The sequence below is a fragment of the Actinomadura soli genome, assembly GCF_005889715.1.
GTDB classification, from domain to species: domain Bacteria; phylum Actinomycetota; class Actinomycetes; order Streptosporangiales; family Streptosporangiaceae; genus Spirillospora; species Spirillospora soli.
Genome location: NZ_VCKW01000023.1, coordinates 33198 through 52531, shown reverse-complemented (window position 1 = coordinate 52531; position 19334 = coordinate 33198). Strand labels below are relative to the sequence as shown.

Below are 19334 nucleotides of genomic sequence, written 5' to 3'. Positions count from 1 at the left end.
GCTCAGGGCTTCGCGGCTGGACGGGCTACTTCGCGTCGTGCGGGCGGGGATGCGAGGGGCGGTGGTACTCGGTCAGGACGGTGAGGAGGCGGGTGAGCTCGTCCCTCTGGCCGGGGGTGAGGGGGGCGAGGAGTTCGCGTTGGGCGTCGGTGACGAGCGCGTCGAGGCGCTCCAGGCGGCGGTGGCCGCCGGGGGTGAGGGTGATGACGTTGCGGCGGCGGTCGCCGGGATCGGGATCGCGGCGGATGTATTCGGTATCGGCGAGCTCGTTGAGAACGGCGACCATGTCACTGCGGTAGATGCCGGTGCGGCGGCTGAGCTCGGCCTGGCTGGCGGCACCGGCTTCGGCGAGCGCGGCCAGCACGGCGAAGTGCCACTTGCGAGCGCCTTCGGCGGCCAGCCGCTCGCCGACGAGCCGGTCGGCGGCGACCGCGGCCCCCGCGAGCAGGCGGCTGGGGATGGCGCGCAGCCGGGCCGGAGTGGGTTCGGGGGCCGGGCTCATGGGGTTCCTCCACCTCTTGCGTTAGTGACACTAACAGTATAGCTTCGTTAGTGGCACGAACGTTCGAGCTTCGAACGAATCCCCATGGAGTTGAAGACCATGATCAAGCCGTTCCGCATCGACGTCCCCCAAGCCGACCTCGACGACCTGACCGACCGGCTCTCCCGCACCCGTTGGCCCAACGAGGTCGCCGGCGCCGGGTGGGACTACGGCTTCCCGCTTGCTCGGCTGAAGGAGCTCGCCGTGTACTGGCGCACCGGCTACGACTGGCGCGGGCACGAGGCCAGGCTGAACGAGCTTCCGCACTTCACCACCGAGATCGAGGGACAGAACATCCACTTCGTCCACGTCCGGTCCTCGAAACCGGACGCGCTCGCGCTGATCCTCACCCACGGCTGGCCCGGTTCGTTCCTGGAGTTCCTCGACGTGATCGAGCCACTGTCGCGCGACTTCCACCTGGTGATCCCGTCCATCCCGGGTTTCGGCTTCTCCGGGCCGACCCATGAGCGCGGCTGGGACATCGTCCGGGTCGCGCGGGCCTGGGCCGAGCTCATGCGCCGTCTCGGGTACGAGCGCTACGGCGCCCACGGGGGCGACTTCGGCGCGGGCATCTCGATGGCGCTCGGCGCGGTCGCACCCGACCAGGTCGCCGGGGTGCACGTCAACTACCTGCCGACCAGGCCGGACCCGGACGCCGACATCGAACTGTCGGAAACGGATGAAGCCCGGCTGGACAAGGTCCGGCAGCTGATGGCGAACCGTCCGCCGTACCAGGCTCTGCAGGCCCTCACCCCGCAGACCATCGGCTACGCCCTGACCGACTCGCCCGTCGGCCAGCTGGTCTGGATCGCCGAGCGCTTCGCGCAGTGGACCGACCCTCGCTCGCAGATCAGTGACGACCGGATGCTCACCGACATCTCGCTGTACTGGCTGACCGCCACCGCGGCCTCCTCGGCGCGGCTGACCCGCGAGACCCCGCGGCGGATCGAGCCGTGCCCGGTCCCGGTCGGCGTGGCGGTGTTCGCCCACGACATCACGCAGTCGGTGCGGCCGCTGGCCGAGCGGCTGTACGACATCAGGCACTGGTCGGAGTTCGAGCGCGGCGGCCACTTCGCCGCGATGGAGGTGCCGGACCTGCTCGCCGAGGACGTCCGGGACTTCTTCCTCACCCACACCAAGTGACAGGAGTCATCATGACCAGCACCGAAACCCTGATCCGCGCCCTCGCCGACCGCGCCGAACTCGCCGACCTGGTCGCCCGCCACAGCTTGTGGATCGACGAGGGCCGCTACGGCGAGACCGACCGGCTCTTCACCGAGGACGTCGTCGTCACGTCCCCGCGCGGAGACGCCCACGGCATCGAGGCGCTCATCGACCTGGTGCGCTCGGGCCACGACATGTACGTCCGCACCCTGCACAGCAAGTCCAATCTCATCATCGAGGTCGACGGCGAGACCGCCACAGTGCGCGCCCACGACATCGCCGTGTTCGTCATCGACGACAAGACCGAGGCCCTCGCGGCCGGGTACCACCACTACGAGGCGCGCCGCACCGAAGACGGCTGGCGCTTCGACCGCCTCGTAGTCACCCCGGTCGCCCTGACCGAAGCCCTCGACCGGGCCCTCTAGAAGACACCGAAGCGGGCCTGAGCGGGCATCCGTGAAGCAAGCCGCGCTCGCTCCGGGCCCGCCCCGGGGCACCAGCAGCTTCGGCCCGTTCGGGTCCCTGCTGTCCCGCAAAGCCCCGGAACAGCCAAGACTCCGCGCACCCCGATCGTCCAGGAGTATCGCTGCTAATGGCATGACCTGTCGGTGCCCAGGACGGCGAGGTGCAGGTGGACGGACGCGTTCAGCCAGAACCCCCAGCAAACGTCGTTGCCGCATCGCAGGTTGTAGAGCGCGATCCCGAACCGTGCCTCATCGGTGACCGCCGTGGCCTCCCGACCCACCTGACTCTTGATGGGCTCCCACTGGGCGCGGAGCCAGGCGACCGCGTCCTCGGGCGCCGTGGACGCCCGCCGAATGCCACGCGTCGGTTTGCGGAGCCAGTCGCGGATCTCTCTGGGAGCCAACTCGCTGGTCACGTCCCGGCGGGCGGGATCGTCGCCGTAGGCGTTGCCGTCCATCCGGGACGCGTAACAGTGCCAGTGCAGCCCGCGCCGCCGCCAATCATCGCGGGTCTCGTCCCGCCAGTAGCCGTCATAGTCGAACGGCCGGATGCCCACGGATCGGAGCCTCTCGCTGTGCGGGGCCCCGAGCAACCAGAACGGGGCCCGGCGCCTGATGTCCGCTAGATGTCGAATTCGTTGTTCTTGGCGCTCTTGAGGAAGCCCTCCCACTCGTGGCGGTCGAACTCCAGCACGGCACCGGTCTTGGTGTCCCGGACGGCGACCACGCCGCCGTCCTTGTCATCGACCAGGTTGGTGGCCACCTCCACACACCCGCACCCGGAGTTCTCTCCGTTGCACAGCGTGCCCTTGACGAACTCGTACGGTCGTTTCATCAGCTCCTCCATGAAGCCTCCATGGCACGGCCGTTACCGCGCTTGGAACCTCCCGGCGGACGGCATGGCCGGGTGTAGTGACCTGCTCGGGAAGCCGTCCGCCCTGGCTCATGTCCAAAACGCTACGAGCGTTCTACCGCCGCATCCCAGGATGTTTACAAATGTTGCAGGCGAGCCATGGCCTCGTTGATCAGCCCACGGGCGTCCTGCCCGTAGACGGCCTGTCCTTGCAGCACCGTGAACGCCTTCTCAAAAAGTCCGATCTCGCGCGGCTGTGTGACCTTGATCCCTGCCGAGGTCGTCTCAATCTTCACAAGCAGATCATCAAAGATCCAGAATCCTTCGCCCGGCCACAGGCGGCGCACGATGTCGTTGGGGATGATGCCGAGAGAAACTCGGGGCAAGGTCATTACAGCGAGAAGCCGGTCAAGTTGTCCGAGCATGACATCACCGCCGCCGAAGATGGTCGTCAGCGTCCTCGCCTCGATGACGAAGGCAAACCTTCGGTGTCCACGGTACAGATAGCGCTGCCGCTCCATGCGAGCCTCCACGGCAGCATCAAGGTCTGCGTCCGAACCGTAGAATTCTCCCGCGATTTTGAGGATTTCCATACAGTATTCAGCCGTCTGGAGAATCCCAGGTATGACGTCCGACTCGTACACTCGAAAGCGAGCGGTGCCTTCGTACAGGGGGAAGGATTTCTCCTGGAGACGCTTGAGACCACCGCGAAGCTGCCGCTGCCACTCCAGCCACATTCCTTCGATGCCTCGAAGGGTAGCGATGAGATCGGCTATCTGATCCTCTGCTTTGCAGGCGCTGCACCAGGCCCTTATGTCGTCCTCGCTTGGATTCTGCCGTCCGTTCTCGATGCGGGATACCTTGGTGAAATGGACACCTGAGAGCGAGGCGAGCGCCCGCCCCGTGAGTCGCGCATCCTTGCGCATGTCCCGGAGACGAGCACCGAATGCCGCCCTGGCCTGCTGCACCTGGCTGGACACGGATGGTTCAGACGGGCTTGTACTCGTGGTCGTGGATGCCCAGGCGCCAGACGCTCTCGAAGGCCGTCTTGCACAACCGCAGGACATCGGGCTCTTTCCAGAGCTGCCGCTCGACGACCTCGCCATTTCCAGCGAAGACGGAAAAGATCGCGGCCGCTTCGTCGAAGAGCCAGAAGTCATTACCCGGCAGGGCGACGCCCGATACTAGCCGACGCGGAACCCATACGATCTGCTCCCCCGCCTCGGTGAACAGATGCGAGTCCGACAGCACCCAGCGTTGATAGTCGGTAATGGGCTCTGAGACGATCCGCGCTCGCCGGATTGTTTTTCCCGCTTGGACGGCGGACCGCACCGTTTCGAACCATGGTCGGAGCCACTCCCGGTCGTCCCGTTCCCCGGTCACCCATTTCTTCAAGTAGGGTTGCTCCGCCTGGGTTCCGTAGGTGTCGCGCATCTCCAAGTGCAGCGCTTCGCGGCGGAAGGTACTAAAGAACTCACGTCGTGCTTCACCTGTGATCAGTTCCAAGGTCTACCCTTCGCTGAGCAGAGCCCTCAGCGCCGACTTCGGGACTTCTACACAGTCTTCGTGGTCTGGGATATCCATCCGGCTACGCACTTCCGTGCTGGTCACTCGCATGCCCTGGACGATGAAGTTCCCTCCCGTGGTCACGTGGACGATCGGTGGGGCCCAGCTTGTCACGCGCCCCGAGACACCATCGTTGATGAGATGAACGAAGAGCCCCTGCGGAACCTCCACGATCGTCTCCCCTTCGGGGACATCCAGCTTCGCCAGGAGTTCAAGATCAGTCACGACCCAGCCCTGAACGATGTAGGTGGCCGTGTCGGTCGCGTACAGCGTCGGGGACTCGTCCGGCTTCGAATCCTTGCCCAGGAACGTAAGGCGCACCGATGCCTCCAGCCCAAGGATTTACGGATGTTTCAACTTGAGCGTCCAACATGAGGCTAAGGGCGTCAATGCCTACCACCGTGCCCGGGCATGCAGAGATCATCGGACAGCAGGCCGGGGTCGGGGCTTGGACGCTGGACGGTGGGGACGGCGAGGAGGGCGTGACGGCGCGGGTGTTCAGGCGTCAGGAAATCGCATACTCCCGGTGATCGATCGCTCGTTCCCAGACGGCGGCGAAGGCCGATGCGCACAGCTTGATCGCAGCAGCGTCGTCTGTCAGCTCATCGACGATGTGCTCGCCGTCACCCGCGAAATGATGGAAGCGGACCAGCCGTTCGTCGAACAACCAGAAATCGTTGCCCGGTAGAGCCAGGTCCGATGCTTGACGGCGCGGGAGCCATCGCACCTCCTCGCCGGCGGCGAGATTCATCGACGCGGTGACGGCGTGCTCGAACCTGATGTAAGGCGTCACGGGCTCGGACACGATCCGCGCCCGGCGCACCGCAACGCCTCGTGCCACGGCCGGGGCGATCAAGTCGTGCCAGTCACGCTCACGCTGAGTGCGATCGTGGGCAGGACCACCGGTGAAAGCTATGAAGGACGGATCAGAGGGCACGTACGCGTCACGCATCTCAAGGTGGAGAGCCTGAGTCGTGCACTCGCCGATCAGGTCACCGAAGTCCTTCAGTTCCAGCGTCCGCATCATCCGCCTCCATCAGCGCTCGCAAGAGGGCTCCCCGCATCCGAGCCGGGATGCGCCCGACGATCTCGTCCGGACCAATGCGGCTGAGCCCGTCGACCTCCGCCAGCACACCCTCACACGTCACGTGAGAGCCCTGGAACAGCAGGTCACCCGTGGTGCCGTCCACGAAAACAGCAGGGCAGTGACCACCATCCGTGCCGGGGTCGAGTACAAGCAACCGTAGAGCAGCCATGGATGCCTCCCACCGTGGTTGCGCACAGCGTGCGTCAACACACGACGTTCTTCGGCTCACCGGACAACCTCAAGTAGCGCACACCACACTTCGTCCTGTCGCCAACGCAACCGAGACGGCACCGTGGGGTGGAGGCTTGGGTCGTTCTAGATGCTCTTGATCACTTCAGCTAGGCGCCGGAACTCACGTCGTGCTTCACCTGTGATCAGTTCCAAGGTCTACCCTTCGCTGAGCAGAGCCCTCAGCGCCCCCGACTTCGGGACTTCTACACAGTCTTCGTGGTCTGGGATATCCATCCGGCTACGCACTTCGGCACTGGTCACCCGTACGCCCTGGACGATGAAGTCCCTCCCGTGGTCAGCCGACACGACATCTAAGGCGAGGCGGTACAACAATGCCCCCCGGGGTACTCATCTCATGAGTACCCCGGGGGGCCGTCGTGTGTCACGTAGCGGGCTTACCCGCACCCGGACATGACTGCCGTGACCCTGGCTTTTGATGGGCGGGTGTCGATGAACCCTTGCTTGCCGAGGTGGAAGCGCCACAATCGGGGCAGTTCGCCATGAAGATCACCCTCAGAAGCGCTCCAGCACCCGAAATTCGCTTTCGGATGTGGCCTGTTGGCCCGGTCCGAGTATGTGTCGGAACAGACCGTATATGTAGGCGCCCGAGTGACAGGACACCCTTACCCCAAAGGGTTGCCGCTCGCTTCCCAACTTTGGATCTTGTGTGTATCCGATCACGTCGATTACTTCCACGTTCGCGCCGTTGTGGAGTAGCGCGGCTAGATGCCGTTCCACGTCGGCCGTGCTGAGCGTGCCGGACGTGGCTAGATCTGGCACGGCGACCGGCACGGGCGCGTCACCGGTAACGATCTTCTCCTCTTGGTCGGCAGAGTCGCCGCTAGGTGGCGACGTCCTCACCCACTGAATCTGAACTTGTGCCCCCGTGGTCAAGAGGATGCGAGTACCGGACGGGACGCCCCTTACGCCGCTCTCTACGCCCGCGATAGCCGGACTCTGTGCACTCGTGAGCGTCGTCTCCGCCCATGGCTGCCACCGTTGAACCCGCATGCCTGCCCCTGTCTCGCCCGTATGCCACCTGACTACGTACCTGCACGATTATGGATCCCCGCGCACGTACGGGGGCCCGAACGCTCGGCAGGGTGGCAGGCAGCGAAGGCTCGTGCGTGCAAACAACCCGCCTTGGCAACGGTCAGAGGGCACGTAGGCGTCATGCATCTCAAGGTGGAGAGCCTGACTCCTGCACCCGCCGATCAGGTCACCGAAGTCCTTCAGTTCCAGCGTCCGCATCATCCGCCTCCATCCGCCCGGCGTTTGCCGCACGGGCGGAGGCTTGCGTCGCCCTAGATGCTCTTGATCACTTCAGCAAGGCGCCGGAACTCACGACGGGACACCAGCAGCTTGGGCCCGTCCGGGTCCTTGCTGTCACGCACGGCCACCGTCCCTGGAAAGGAAGCCAACTCAACGCAGTTGCCGCCGTTGTTGGTGCTGCGGCGGGCCTTGCGCCATTCAACGTTGCTCACGTCCATCACCTACCGCTTGATGTCGGATAGCAGCGCGGCGAAAGCGCGGCGGGTCACCAACAGCTTCGGGCCTTCAGGGTCTTTGCTGTCACGCACGGCCACCATGTCGGGAACTGAGGCCAGCTCTACACACTCACCGCCATTTGCAGTCGTGTAGCTGGACTTACGCCATGCAGCGCTGGTCACGTCCATCACCTACCGCTTGATGTCGGACAGGAGCGCGGCGAAGGCGCGGCGGGTCACCAACAGCTTCGGGCCATCCGGGTCCTTGCTGTCGCGGACGGACACCATGTCGGGAACTGAAGCCAGTTCCACACAATCGCCGCCGTTAGGACCGGTGTAACTGGACTTACGCCAATCGGCCTTGGTCAGGTCCATTGTTCCTGCACCACCTTACGAATTAATTCGATCGACTGATCTACGGACAGAGCCTGCGAACGAACTGAGATGAGCGCTCGACTGGCAGCCGCGATGTCTTCAGGGTCGGTGAGGGTGACTCCACGCACCACCATGTCGGCGTAAGCGATTTCGCTCCTGTCGGGCATGGTAGCGAGGTTGAACGCACCAAGGTTGCCGAGGTGCTCGCCTCTGCTCGGTACCACCTGAAGGGTGACCACGCCTTGCTCGGCGAGGTAGATGACGTGCTCCAGTTGCTCCTTCATGATCTCGGGGCTGCCGGTCAGGCGGTTGAGAGACACCTCGTCCTGGAGGACGGAGAAGTCGGGTGGAGGCGGGCTCTCCCTGGTCAGGACGCTCTGACGGTTGATGCGCGCCTCAACCGCGTCCTTGTCGCCCTTTAGGAGAGCGGAGGCGTAGGCGGGGGTTTGGAGGAGGCCGTGGATGAGGAGCGGCTGGTACGACTGGAGCATGTCCGCCTCGGGCTCGACGGTGTGCCAGTCGAACCAGGTGGGGAACGTGGCGTCCTTGACGAGGTCGTCGTAGAGGTAGAGGAGCTCGCCGTTCGCGTCGAGGTGGTGGTCCATCGCCTCGGCGAATTCGCGGGTGCAGCGGGTGCGGCCGTTCTCGACGGCCCCGATGTACTGCGGCGTTACGCCCTGGCCGTCGTTCGCGCGACGCGCCAGGGCGTCCTGCGTCCAGCCCTTGGCCTCCCGGAGCCGCCGGAATCGGCGGCCGAAGGCGAGCAGCGTCGGCGAGACGGTCCCGCGCTTCCGCTGTGGAGCCATGTCCTCATCCTCCCTCGTAAAGGGCGCCCAACCAACACCCAAGTGAGTCGGACGCAAGGCACCTGACTTGCCGCTCATGGTCTGCGGTTTGTAACGCAGAGTACTTCCATTGTGGCTGACTGTGGCTGGAAATTCTCGTCAGAGTCAAAAGGTGGTGCCAGGTGGGTCCGACAGTTGTTGCGCCTGAGGTGCCGACGATCGTCCTTCCGCCGTCCGAGCGGGCGCCGGGGTTGGCGCGGCGGTTCGTCGGTGAGCAGTTCCGGGGGTGGGGGATCGCGGACGACGCGGACGCGCTGGTCATCGTGTCCGAGCTGGTCACGAACGCGCTGCGGCACGGGCACGGGCCGATCGTCGTCCGGCTGCTGCGGGACGAGCGGGACGGGCGGCCCGTGATCGAGGTGTGGGACGACGGCGACGGGCATCCCGAGGTCCAGCCCGAGGATCACGCGGCGACGAGCGGGCGCGGGCTGCTGATGGTGTCGCTGCTGGCGGCGGCCTGGGGCACGCGGCCGCTGCTCGAAAACGGGAAGGCCACGTGGGCGAAGTGCTGAGCGCCCGGACGGAGCGCCTGCTGCTTCGGTGGCGGACGCGGATGGGGCGGGAGACCGCGATGGAGTATCTGGACGCGCTCGTGATGGCGCTCCGTCCGAAGGGCTGGCGGTTCGTCGGGTACTACCGGTCGGAGGAGTTCCTCGTCCCGCTTCCGCTGCTGTGGGTCTACGCGAACGGGGTCGAGGACCTCGGGATCGTCGTGAGCGTCCTCGCCACCCCGGGCGGGACGTGGGCGTACCACGAGGCCCCGCGCGGGCGGCGCGGCTACCTGTACCCGTGCGATGACGTGGCGGCGGCGGCCGCGGTGATCGACGATCTGCTCAGGCACCGCGTGTACGCCGCCCGGTGTCAGGCGGGCCTGGGGCGGTAGCGCGTCGAGATGATCCCGGACGGGTAGGGCGTGGCCTCGATGAGGTCGAGGTCCAGGCGGCGCAGATCGTCGGGGAACAGTTTCCGGCCGTCGCCGATGGCGACCGGGACGACGCGGAGCTGGAGCTCGTCCAGCAGGCCCGCCCTGGTCAGCGCGCGGGCCAGCGAGAGGCTGCCCCAGACCATGATGTCCTTGCCGGGCTGCCGCTTGAGGTCGGCGACCTTCGCGGCCGCGTCGCCCTTGACGATCTGGGCCGGATGCCACGTCCCCCAGGGCGCTTCGTCCAGCGTCGAGGAGAAGACCAGCTTGGGCATGGTGTTCACCATGGTGGCGACCGTCTCGTCGGCCGTGGGCCAGTACTGCACGAACATCCGGTAGGTGGCGGCGCCCAGCAGGACGGTGTCCACCTCCTCCAGGATCTGGAGGTTGTCCCGGTCCACATGGCTGTAGTCGGAGACGGAGTCGAAGAAATCGAGCTCCCCCTGGGGCCCGGCGACGTAGCCGTCGACCGTGATGAGTTCTTGGACGATGAGTCTGCGCATACCACTGTGACCCTACGAGACGGCCGAACTCATCGGTGTCTCAGCCGCGCGGCATCACGTGCAGGGCTTCCAGAGGAGGTCGTAGGTGACGGAGTCGTCGGGAGTGTCCAGGCCCATGATGCTGGTCTTGGACGGGTCCGAGGTGCCCTCGGACACGCTCAGCTCCGTGTCGAGGTTGAGGTCGCGTCCCTCGCCGCAGGAGTTGAAGGCCAACTGCTCCACGGGGACCTGGTCGTCGAACTTGAAGGGCGCGGCGTGGGGCCCGGGGAGCTTGTGGACCCACGTCTGGGACGGCGGCGTGCCCACGAAGTTGTGCTGCGCCTTCAGCTCGCCGTCCGCTCCGGCCATCAGTTCGGCGGATCCGACGAAGTGGAGCCCGCTTATCGCGTAGGTGAAGCCCGGCACACCGGCGGCCACTTTCAGGACGACCTGGCACTTCTTCCGGTTGTCGTCCGGGGACGCGTCGCGTCCCGCCAGGGCGTGGAAGCCCCAGTAGCGGACGGTGAACTTGGTCGAGGAAGGATGGACCGTCACCTCCCCGACCTCGCAGCCCTCGCCGACGCTCACCACGGTGATGCTCACCCCGGGCGGCGGCGGGTCGGCCGAGGCGGCCGGCGCGGCCATGGTGGACGGAACGGCAACGACGCCGAGTATCGCGATCGCCTTGCGCAAGATATGCGTCATGGCATGACTCCGAAATCAGGCAGTGGATTCAATCGCGACAGTAAAAGCGCCAAAGAAAGGCGTCAACACCGATGCCTTTTCGATTCTTATTGACTTTTAACTTCGCCTGGTCAGCCGAAGGCGCGGCACTCCACCTCGGCGCGGCGTTCGGTCATGCCCTGCTGGACCGCCGTGGTCACGCACGCGCGCTGCTTCTCGTCGAGCCGCTGCTCGCCGCACTGGGTGACGCCCGAGTAGGTGCGGCAGTCCTGGCGTGTGTTCTGGTCGCTGGACGACGAGGCGGCGGCCGCACCGCCGACTCCTCCTCCGATTCCCAGGACGGCGACGATCAATGCGCCGGTCATGACCCTCTTCATCTGCGTTCCCCCCGGTCGCGTACTTCGTCAACGACGGGTTCCTCCCCGCCCCCAGTACGACAAAACACAGCAAAGGGTCAAGAAACCGAGCATTTCCCCAGGTCAAGGGGTGGCGCGCTCCAGGATCACCAGGGGGATGTCGCGATCCGCCTTGCGCTGGTACGTGTCGTACAGCGGGAAGATCACGGCCATCGCCCGCCAGAGCGGCGGCTTCTCCTCCGGGGTCGCGGTCCGGGCGCGGGCGGGGAACTCGTCCGTGCCGACCTGGACGGTCACGTCCGGGTCGGCGCTGAGGTTGAGGTACCAGGCGGGATGCTGAGCCGCTCCGCCGTTGGACGCCACCAGCAGGTAGCGGCCGTCGTCCTCGCCGTAGAACAGGGCGGTGCGGCGCAGCAGGCCCGACTTCCGGCCGCGGGTGGTGAGCAGCAGCGATCGCCGTCCCTGGTACAGGTGCCCTCGCTTTCCGCCGGTCTCGACATAGGTGCGGATGTGGGCCGCGACCCAGCCGGTGGGGTTGTCGTGGATCGGTTGGTCATCCTGCGCCGTCATCATTTCTCCTACGGCAGGCGAAAGGCCGCCTCCCGAGTTCTGGGAAGCGGCCTTTCGCGCGTTGGAATTACCGGTTGTACTGGCCGAAGTCGTACTCCTCCAGCGGGACGGCTTCGCCGGAGCCCTGACCGAAGGCGTACTCGGCGCCATCGTCGTAGGAGCCGACGGAATAGACCGCCGCCTTCGCCTCCTCGGTCGGCTCGACCCGGACGTTGCGGTACTGCGGCATGCCGGTACCGGCCGGGATGAGCTTCCCGATGATGACGTTCTCCTTGAGGCCGAGCAGCGGGTCGCTCTTGGCGTGCATCGCGGCCTCGGTGAGAACCCGGGTCGTCTCCTGGAAGGACGCCGCCGACAGCCACGACTCGGTCGCGAGCGAGGCCTTGGTGATGCCCATCAGGACCGGACGGCCGGCGGCGGGGACCCCGCCCTCGGCGACGACGTTCCGGTTCGTCTCCTCGAAGATCGGACGCTCCACCAGGTCGCCCGGGAGCAGGTCGGTGTCGCCCGACTCGAGGATGTTCACCCGCTTCAGCATCTGGCGGACGATGATCTCGATGTGCTTGTCGTGGATCGACACGCCCTGCGACCGGTACACCTCCTGGACCTCCTGCACGAGGTGCAGCTGCACCGCGCGGGGGCCGAGGATGCGCAGCACCTCGTGCGGGTTGATCGCACCCGCGATGAGCTGCTGGCCGACGCCGACGGACTTGCCCTCCCGGACGTCCTCCAGCAGCCGGGACCGCATCGGCACCGGGTAGGCGATCTCGTCGGAGCCGTCGTCCGGGACGATGACGATCTTGCGGGACTTCTCCGTCTCGTCGATCTTGACCCGGCCCGCGACCTCGCTGATCGGGGCCACACCCTTCGGGATCCGGGCCTCGAACAGCTCCTGCACGCGCGGCAGGCCGTGCGTGATGTCGCCGCCCGCCACACCGCCGGTGTGGAAGGTCCGCATGGTGAGCTGCGTGCCGGGCTCGCCGATGGACTGCGCGGCGATGATGCCGACGGCCTCGCCGACGTCCACCCGCTTGCCGGTGGCCAGCGAACGGCCGTAGCACGCGGCGCAGACGCCGATCTTGGCCTCGCAGACCAGGGCGCTGCGGGTCCGGACCTTCTCGATGCCGGCCTCGAACAGCCGCGACACGACCGCGTCGGACAGGTCGGTGTCGGCCGGGTAGATGACCGTGCCGTCGACGACGACGTCCTCGGCGATCGTACGGCCCGCCAGGCTGGTCTCCGTGGTGGAGAGCTTGGCGAGGCTGCCGTCCGACTGCCGCTCGACGATCTCGAACGGGATCGTGCGGTCGGTGCCGCAGTCCTCCTCGCGGACGATGACGTCCTGCGCGACGTCCACCAGGCGCCGGGTCAGGTAACCCGAGTCGGCGGTGCGCAGCGCGGTGTCGGCGAGCCCCTTCCGGGCGCCGTGCGTCGAGATGAAGTACTCGACGACCGACAGCCCCTCACGGAACGACGACTTGATCGGACGCGGGATCGTCTCGCCCTTCGGGTTGGAGACCAGGCCGCGCATACCGGCGATCTGGCGGAGCTGCAGCGGGTTGCCGCGGGCGCCCGACTGGATCATCATCCAGATCGGGTTGGCCTTCGGGAACGCCTGCTCCATGTCCACCGCGACGTCGGCGGTGGCCTTGTTCCAGATCTCGATGAGCTCCTGCTTGCGCTCGTCGTCGGTGATCAGGCCGCGGTTGAACTCCCGCTGCACCTTCTCGGCCCGCTGCTCGTAGCCGCCGAGGATCTCCTGCTTGTTCGGCGGCGTGATGACGTCGTCGATCGCGATCGTGACGCCGGACCTGGTCGCCCAGTGGAACCCGGTGCTCTTCAGCGCGTCGAGCGCGTTGGCGACGGCGACCTTCGGGTACGTCTCCGCCAGCTCGTTGACGATCGCCGAGAGCTGCTTCTTGCCGATCTCGTCGTCGACGAACGGGAAGTCGTCCGGCAGCGTCTCGTTGAAGATGGCGCGGCCGAGCGTCGTCTCCAGCCGGTACGGCTGGCCGGGGTCGTAGCCCTCCGGCGCGATCCACTCGCGCGGCGGCGGGACGTCCTTCAGCCGGAGCTGGATCTTGGCCTGGAGGTCGAGCTCGCCCCGGTCGTAGGCCATGATCGCCTCGGCGACCGAGCCGAACGCGCGGCCCTCGCCCTCCGCGCCGTCCTTCTGCGTCGTCAGCCAGTACAGGCCGATGACCATGTCCTGGGTGGGCATGGTGACGGGCTTGCCGTCGGACGGCTTCAGGATGTTGTTCGTGGACAGCATCAGGATCCGCGCCTCGGCCTGCGCCTCGGCGGACAGCGGCAGGTGCACGGCCATCTGGTCGCCGTCGAAGTCCGCGTTGAAGGCGGTGCAGACGAGCGGGTGGATCTGGATGGCCTTGCCCTCGACCAGCTGCGGCTCGAACGCCTGGATGCCGAGCCGGTGCAGGGTCGGCGCCCGGTTCAGCAGCACCGGGTGCTCGGTGATGACCTCTTCGAGGACGTCCCACACCACCGGGCGGGCACGCTCGACCATGCGCTTCGCGGACTTGATGTTCTGCGCGTGGTTGAGGTCGACCAGCCGCTTCATCACGAACGGCTTGAACAGCTCCAGCGCCATCTGCTTGGGCAGGCCGCACTCGTGCAGCTTCAGCTGCGGGCCGACGACGATGACCGAACGGCCCGAGTAGTCGACGCGCTTGCCCAGCAGGTTCTGCCGGAACCGGCCCTGCTTGCCCTTCAGCATGTCGGACAGCGACTTCAGCGGCCGGTTGCCCGGACCCGTGACCGGACGGCCGCGGCGGCCGTTGTCGAACAGCGCGTCGACGGCCTCCTGCAGCATCCGCTTCTCGTTGTTCACGATGATCTCGGGCGCGCCGAGGTCGAGCAGCCGCTTGAGCCGGTTGTTCCGGTTGATGACCCGGCGGTACAGGTCGTTCAGGTCGGACGTCGCGAAACGGCCGCCGTCCAGCTGCACCATCGGACGCAGGTCCGGCGGGATGACCGGGATGCAGTCGAGCACCATGCCGAGCGGGCTGTTACGGGTGTTGAGGAACGCCGAGACGACCTTCAGCCGCTTCAGGGCGCGGGCCTTCTTCTGGCCCTTGCCGGTGCGGATGGTCTCGCGCAGCCGCTCGGCCTCGGCGTCGAGGTCGAAGTTCTGCAGCCGGGCCTGGATGGCCGCGGCGCCCATGCCGCCCTCGAAGTACTTGCCGAACCGGTCGCGCATCTCGCGGTAGAGCAGCTCGTCGCCCTCCAGGTCCTGGACCTTGAGGTTCTTGAAGCGGCTCCACACCTCGTCGAGGCGGTCGAGCTCGCGCTGCGCGCGGTCGCGCAGCTGCTTCATCTCCCGCTCGGCGCCGTCGCGCACCTTGCGCTTCTGGTCGGCCTTCGCGCCGGCCTCCTCCAGCTCCGCCAGGTCGCCCTCCAGCTTCTGCTGGCGGGCCTCGACCTGCGCGTCGCGGGCCTGCTCGATCTGCTGGCGCTCCACGGAGATGTGGGCCTCCAGCGTCGGCAGGTCGCGGTCGCGCCGCTCGGCGTCCACGCTGGTGATCATGTAGGCCGCGAAGTAGATGATCTTTTCGAGATCCTTCGGGGCCAGGTCCAGCAGGTAGCCGAGCCGGGACGGGACGCCCTTGAAGTACCAGATGTGCGTGACCGGTGCGGCCAGCTCGATGTGGCCCATCCGCTCACGGCGCACCTTGGCCCGGGTCACCTCGACGCCGCAGCGCTCACAGATGATGCCCTTGAACCGGACGCGCTTGTACTTGCCGCAGTAGCACTCCCAGTCGCGGGTCGGACCGAAGATCTTCTCGCAGAAGAGCCCGTCCTTCTCCGGCTTGAGGGTGCGGTAGTTGATCGTCTCCGGCTTCTTGACCTCGCCGTGGGACCACTGGCGGATGTCGTCAGCGGTCGCCAGGCCGATGCGTAGCTCGTCGAAGAAGTTGACGTCAAGCAACAGATTTCCCCTTGAGTTGATCAGACCTCTTCGACACTGCTCGGCTCACGCCGGGACAGGTCGATGCCGAGCTCCTCCGCAGCGCGGAAGACGTCCTCGTCGGTGTCGCGCATCTCGATGGACATGCCGTCGCTGGAGAGCACCTCGACGTTGAGGCAGAGCGACTGCATCTCCTTGATGAGCACCTTGAAGGACTCGGGGATGCCGGGCTCGGGAATGTTCTCGCCCTTGACGATGGCCTCGTACACCTTCACGCGGCCGAGGACGTCGTCGGACTTGATGGTCAGAAGCTCCTGCAGGGCGTAGGCGGCGCCGTACGCCTCCAGCGCCCACACCTCCATCTCACCGAAGCGCTGGCCGCCGAACTGCGCCTTACCGCCGAGCGGCTGCTGGGTGATCATGGAGTACGGACCGGTCGAGCGGGCGTGGATCTTGTCGTCGACCAGGTGCAGCAGCTTGAGGATGTAGATGTAGCCGACCGAGATCGGGTCCTTGTAGGGCTCGCCCGTGCGGCCGTCGAACATCCTCGCCTTGCCGCCCGGGCCGACCAGACGCTGCCCGTCGCGGTTCGGCAGGGTGCTCTCGATCAGGCCGGTGACGTCGTCCTCGCGGGCGCCGTCGAACACCGGCGTGGCGGTGTTCGTCCACGGCGGCGCCTCGGACGCGCCGATGGCGTTGAGCGCCTTCTTCCAGTCCTGGTCGTCGCCCTCGATCTTCCAGCCGCGGGACGCGACCCAGCCGAGGTGGGTCTCCAGGACCTGGCCCACGTTCATGCGCCCGGGGACGCCGAGCGGGTTCAGGACGATGTCGACCGCGGTGCCGTCCTCAAGGAACGGCATGTCCTCGACGGGGAGGACCTTGGAGATGACGCCCTTGTTGCCGTGCCGTCCGGCCAGCTTGTCGCCGTCGGTGATCTTGCGTTTCTGCGCGACGTACACCCGGACCAGCTCGTTCACGCCGGGCGGGAGCTCGTCGCCCTCGTCGCGGGAGAACACCCGGACGCCGATGACCTTGCCCTGCTCGCCGTGCGGCACCTTCAGCGACGTGTCCCGCACCTCGCGGGCCTTCTCGCCGAAGATCGCGCGCAGCAGCCGCTCCTCGGGGGTCAGCTCCGTCTCGCCCTTCGGGGTGACCTTGCCGACCAGGATGTCGCCGGGGACGACGTCCGCGCCGATGCGGATGATGCCGCGCTCGTCGAGGTCGGCGAGGACCTCCTCGGAGACGTTCGGGATGTCCCGGGTGATCTCCTCGGGGCCGAGCTTGGTGTCGCGGGCGTCGACCTCGTGCTCCTCGATGTGGATCGAGGAGAGGACGTCGTCCTGCACCAGGCGCTGGCTGAGGATGATGGCGTCCTCGTAGTTGTGGCCCTCCCACGGCATGAACGCCACGAGGAGGTTCTTGCCGAGCGCCATCTCGCCGTTGTCGGTGCAGGGGCCGTCCGCGATGACCTGGCCCAGCTCGACCCGGGCGCCCTCTTCGACGATCGGCTTCTGGTTGAAGCAGGTGCCCTGGTTCGACCGCTTGAACTTGGAGACGCGGTAGGTCGTCCGGGTGCCGTCGTCGTTCATGACGGTCACGTAGTCGGCGGAGACCTCCTCGACGACGCCGGCCTTCTCGGCCGTGATGACGTCGCCGGCGTCGGTCGCGGCGCGGTACTCCATGCCCGTGCCGACCAGCGGCGCCTCGCTGCGCAGCAGCGGGACGGACTGGCGCTGCATGTTGGAGCCCATCAGCGCGCGGTTCGCGTCGTCGTGCTCCAGGAACGGGATCATCGCGGTGGCGACCGAGGTCATCTGCCGGGCCGAGACGTCCATGTACTGGACCTCGCGGGCCGGGACGAGCTCGACCTCGCCGCCCTTGCGGCGGATCAGGACCCGGTCGTCGACGAAGGTGCCGTCGTCGTTGAGCAGGGAGTTGGCCTGCGCGATGACGTAGCGGTCCTCCTCGTCGGCGGTCAGGTAGTCGATCTGCTCGGTGACGACGCCGTCGGTGACGCGCCGGTAGGGGGTCTCGACGAACCCGAACGGGTTGACCCGGCCGAACGCGGCGAGCGAGCCGATCAGGCCGATGTTCGGGCCTTCCGGCGTCTCGATCGGGCACATGCGGCCGTAGTGGGACGGGTGGACGTCGCGGACCTCCATGCCGGCCCGCTCACGGGACAGACCGCCGGGGCCGAGCGCGTTCAGGCGCCGCTTGTGCGTCAGGCCGGCCAGCGGGTTGGTCTGGTCCATGAACTGGGACAGCTGGCTGGTGCCGAAGAACTCCTTGATGGAGGCGACGACCGGCCGGATGTTGATCAGCGTCTGTGGCGTGATCGCCTCGACGTCCTGGGTGGTCATCCGCTCGCGGACGACGCGCTCCATGCGGGCCAGGCCGAGCCGGACCTGGTTCTGGATGAGCTCGCCGACCGTGCGCAGCCGCCGGTTGCCGAAGTGGTCGATGTCGTCGACCTCGATCGGCACGGCGACGGCGCCGAGGGTCGCCTCCTCCTCACCGGCGTGCAGCCGGACGAGGTACTCGATCGTGGCGACGATGTCGTCCTCGGTGAGGGTGCCCTGGTTCATGTCCAGGTCGAGGCCGAGCTTCTTGTTGATCTTGTAGCGGCCGACCTTGGCGACGTCATAGCGCTTCGGGTTGAAGTACAGGTTCTCCAGGAGCGTCTGCGCCGACTCGCGCGTGGGCGGCTCGCCCGGGCGCAGCTTGCGGTAGATGTCGAGGAGGGCGTCGTCCTGGCCGGAGGTGTGGTCCTTCTCCAGGGTCACGTTGATCGACTCGTAGGAGCCGAAGCGCTCACGGATGCGCGCCTCGTCCCAGCCGAGCGCCTTGAGCAGCACGGTGACGGGCTGCTTGCGCTTGCGGTCGATGCGCACGCCGACGTTGTCGCGCTTGTCGATCTCGAACTCGAGCCACGCGCCGCGGCTCGGGATGACCCGGCAGCCGTAGATGTCCTTGTCGGAGGCCTTGTCGAGCGCGCGGTCGAAGTACACGCCCGGCGACCGGACGAGCTGGGAGACGACGACGCGCTCGGTGCCGTTGATGATGAACGTGCCCTTCGGGCTCATGAGCGGGAAGTCGCCCATGAACACCGTCTGGCTCTTGATCTCGCCCGTGGTGTTGTTGATGAACTCCGCCGTGACGAACATCGGGGCGGAGTAGGTCATGTCCTTGTCCTTGCACTCCTCGACGGAGTACTTGGGCGGCTCGAACCGGTGGTCGCGGAACGACAGCGACATGGTTCCGGAGAAGTCCTCGATCGGGCTGATCTCTTCGAAGATCTCCTCCAGCCCCGACTGCGTCGGGACGCTCTTACTTCCGGCCTTCTGGGCCGCCTCGACCCGGGCCTTCCACCTCTCGTTGCCCAGCAGCCAGTCAAAGGAGTTGGTCTGCAGAGCAAGGAGGTCCGGGACTTCGAGCGGCTCCTTGATGCGCGCGAAGGAGACGCGGTTCGGACCGGTTGCGGTATTCGAGGCGTTGCGCGAGGCTGCCAAGAGTGGTCCTTCCGAGGGCTCGCGGCGTAACTGGTGACACGCACGCCAGACGATCCACGTCCGAGACCTGCACAGAGAGGTCCAAAACGGACCGGGGCAGGGGTTCTCTCACACGCGGATAGTCAGAGGGCAGCGCAAAGGGGCAGTGTAGCCGACATGCCACACCGCTCGCAACTCTAGCGCCGCAGTATGCATCACGTTGCCATGGAGCATCGCCCCTCAGCGCCTTTCAGTCAAGAGCGAGGTTGGACTTTTCGGGCTCTGACCTGCAGT

Annotated in this window: 22 protein-coding genes; 4 read left to right on the top strand and 18 right to left on the bottom strand. The window is 66.6% G+C overall.

Going from position 1 to position 19334, the window contains the following annotated elements:
- Positions 1-25: 25 nt before the first annotated feature.
- Positions 26-502, bottom strand: coding sequence for a MarR family winged helix-turn-helix transcriptional regulator (locus ETD83_RS06965; RefSeq protein WP_138644218.1), 477 nt, complete (start codon positions 500-502; stop codon positions 26-28).
- A 99-nt stretch (positions 503-601) separates the two neighbouring features.
- On the opposite strand from ETD83_RS06965, the gene ETD83_RS06960 reads away from it, so the two are divergent.
- The gene (locus tag ETD83_RS06960; RefSeq protein ID WP_138644227.1) at positions 602-1684 is read left to right on the top strand and encodes an epoxide hydrolase family protein; all 1083 of its coding nucleotides are present in this window, start codon (positions 602-604) and stop codon (positions 1682-1684) included.
- 11 nt (positions 1685-1695) lie between these two features.
- Positions 1696-2130: a nuclear transport factor 2 family protein gene (locus ETD83_RS06955; RefSeq protein WP_138644217.1), complete on the top strand. Its 435-nt coding sequence runs from the start codon at positions 1696-1698 to the stop codon at positions 2128-2130.
- A 164-nt stretch (positions 2131-2294) separates the two neighbouring features.
- Here the strand turns inward: ETD83_RS06955 and ETD83_RS06950 are convergent, their stop codons facing one another.
- The 11 genes from ETD83_RS06950 to ETD83_RS06900 form a co-directional block, all read right to left on the bottom strand.
- Positions 2295-2726: a hypothetical protein gene (locus ETD83_RS06950; protein ID WP_138644216.1), complete on the bottom strand. Its 432-nt coding sequence runs from the start codon at positions 2724-2726 to the stop codon at positions 2295-2297.
- Positions 2727-2791: 65 nt separating this feature from the next.
- Positions 2792-3004: a DUF397 domain-containing protein gene (locus tag ETD83_RS06945; RefSeq protein WP_138644215.1), complete on the bottom strand. Its 213-nt coding sequence runs from the start codon at positions 3002-3004 to the stop codon at positions 2792-2794.
- A gap of 155 nt (positions 3005-3159) precedes the next feature.
- Positions 3160-4002: a helix-turn-helix domain-containing protein gene (locus tag ETD83_RS06940; RefSeq protein WP_205717525.1), complete on the bottom strand. Its 843-nt coding sequence runs from the start codon at positions 4000-4002 to the stop codon at positions 3160-3162.
- A 7-nt stretch (positions 4003-4009) separates the two neighbouring features.
- Positions 4010-4528 (bottom strand): DUF6879 family protein, encoded by a 519-nt coding sequence (locus ETD83_RS06935; RefSeq protein WP_205717524.1) that lies wholly within the window; start codon positions 4526-4528, stop codon positions 4010-4012.
- A 3-nt stretch (positions 4529-4531) separates the two neighbouring features.
- Positions 4532-4909, bottom strand: coding sequence for a hypothetical protein (locus tag ETD83_RS06930; protein WP_138644213.1), 378 nt, complete (start codon positions 4907-4909; stop codon positions 4532-4534).
- A 184-nt stretch (positions 4910-5093) separates the two neighbouring features.
- Positions 5094-5615 carry a DUF6879 family protein gene (locus tag ETD83_RS06925; RefSeq protein ID WP_329602684.1) on the bottom strand — a complete coding sequence of 174 codons (522 nt, stop codon included), beginning with the start codon at positions 5613-5615 and terminating at the stop codon, positions 5094-5096.
- Entirely contained in the window at positions 5581-5844 is a 264-nt protein-coding gene (locus tag ETD83_RS06920; protein ID WP_138644212.1) for a hypothetical protein, read from the bottom strand. The genes ETD83_RS06925 and ETD83_RS06920 overlap by 35 nt, the downstream gene beginning before the upstream one ends.
- A 1366-nt stretch (positions 5845-7210) precedes the next feature.
- Positions 7211-7396 carry a DUF397 domain-containing protein gene (locus ETD83_RS06915; protein WP_138644211.1) on the bottom strand — a complete coding sequence of 62 codons (186 nt, stop codon included), beginning with the start codon at positions 7394-7396 and terminating at the stop codon, positions 7211-7213.
- A gap of 3 nt (positions 7397-7399) precedes the next feature.
- Positions 7400-7582 carry a DUF397 domain-containing protein gene (locus ETD83_RS06910; RefSeq protein WP_138644224.1) on the bottom strand — a complete coding sequence of 61 codons (183 nt, stop codon included), beginning with the start codon at positions 7580-7582 and terminating at the stop codon, positions 7400-7402.
- Between the two features lie 3 nt (positions 7583-7585).
- Complete coding sequence (locus ETD83_RS06905; RefSeq protein ID WP_138644210.1) at positions 7586-7768, bottom strand: DUF397 domain-containing protein; 183 nt, start codon at positions 7766-7768, stop codon at positions 7586-7588.
- Complete coding sequence (locus ETD83_RS06900; protein ID WP_230420734.1) at positions 7759-8652, bottom strand: helix-turn-helix domain-containing protein; 894 nt, start codon at positions 8650-8652, stop codon at positions 7759-7761. Before ETD83_RS06900 ends, ETD83_RS06905 begins: the two co-directional genes overlap by 10 nt.
- Before the next feature lie 110 nt (positions 8653-8762).
- Here ETD83_RS06900 and ETD83_RS06895 point away from each other — a divergent pair, with 110 nt between their 5' ends.
- Positions 8763-9125 (top strand): ATP-binding protein, encoded by a 363-nt coding sequence (locus ETD83_RS06895; protein ID WP_171064053.1) that lies wholly within the window; start codon positions 8763-8765, stop codon positions 9123-9125.
- The gene (locus ETD83_RS06890; RefSeq protein WP_138644208.1) at positions 9110-9496 is read left to right on the top strand and encodes a hypothetical protein; all 387 of its coding nucleotides are present in this window, start codon (positions 9110-9112) and stop codon (positions 9494-9496) included. The genes ETD83_RS06895 and ETD83_RS06890 overlap by 16 nt, the downstream gene beginning before the upstream one ends.
- Here the strand turns inward: ETD83_RS06890 and ETD83_RS06885 are convergent.
- From ETD83_RS06885 to rpoB, 6 genes are all read right to left on the bottom strand, one after another.
- Entirely contained in the window at positions 9475-10038 is a 564-nt protein-coding gene (locus tag ETD83_RS06885) for a dihydrofolate reductase family protein (RefSeq protein ID WP_138644207.1), read from the bottom strand. The two genes, ETD83_RS06890 and ETD83_RS06885, sit on opposite strands and share 22 nt — an antisense overlap.
- 54 nt (positions 10039-10092) lie before the next feature.
- The gene (locus tag ETD83_RS06880) at positions 10093-10722 is read right to left on the bottom strand and encodes a DUF4360 domain-containing protein (protein ID WP_138644206.1); all 630 of its coding nucleotides are present in this window, start codon (positions 10720-10722) and stop codon (positions 10093-10095) included.
- 110 nt (positions 10723-10832) lie between these two features.
- Positions 10833-11066 carry a hypothetical protein gene (locus ETD83_RS06875; protein WP_138644205.1) on the bottom strand — a complete coding sequence of 78 codons (234 nt, stop codon included), beginning with the start codon at positions 11064-11066 and terminating at the stop codon, positions 10833-10835.
- Positions 11067-11180: 114 nt separating this feature from the next.
- Positions 11181-11627 carry a nitroreductase family deazaflavin-dependent oxidoreductase gene (locus ETD83_RS06870; protein WP_138644204.1) on the bottom strand — a complete coding sequence of 149 codons (447 nt, stop codon included), beginning with the start codon at positions 11625-11627 and terminating at the stop codon, positions 11181-11183.
- 67 nt (positions 11628-11694) lie between these two features.
- Positions 11695-15573, bottom strand: a complete 3879-nt coding sequence (locus ETD83_RS06865; protein ID WP_138644203.1) for a DNA-directed RNA polymerase subunit beta' — start codon at positions 15571-15573, stop codon at positions 11695-11697.
- Between the two features lie 20 nt (positions 15574-15593).
- Positions 15594-19061, bottom strand: coding sequence for a DNA-directed RNA polymerase subunit beta (rpoB, locus tag ETD83_RS06860; RefSeq protein WP_138644202.1), 3468 nt, complete (start codon positions 19059-19061; stop codon positions 15594-15596).
- Positions 19062-19334 lie beyond the last annotated feature (273 nt).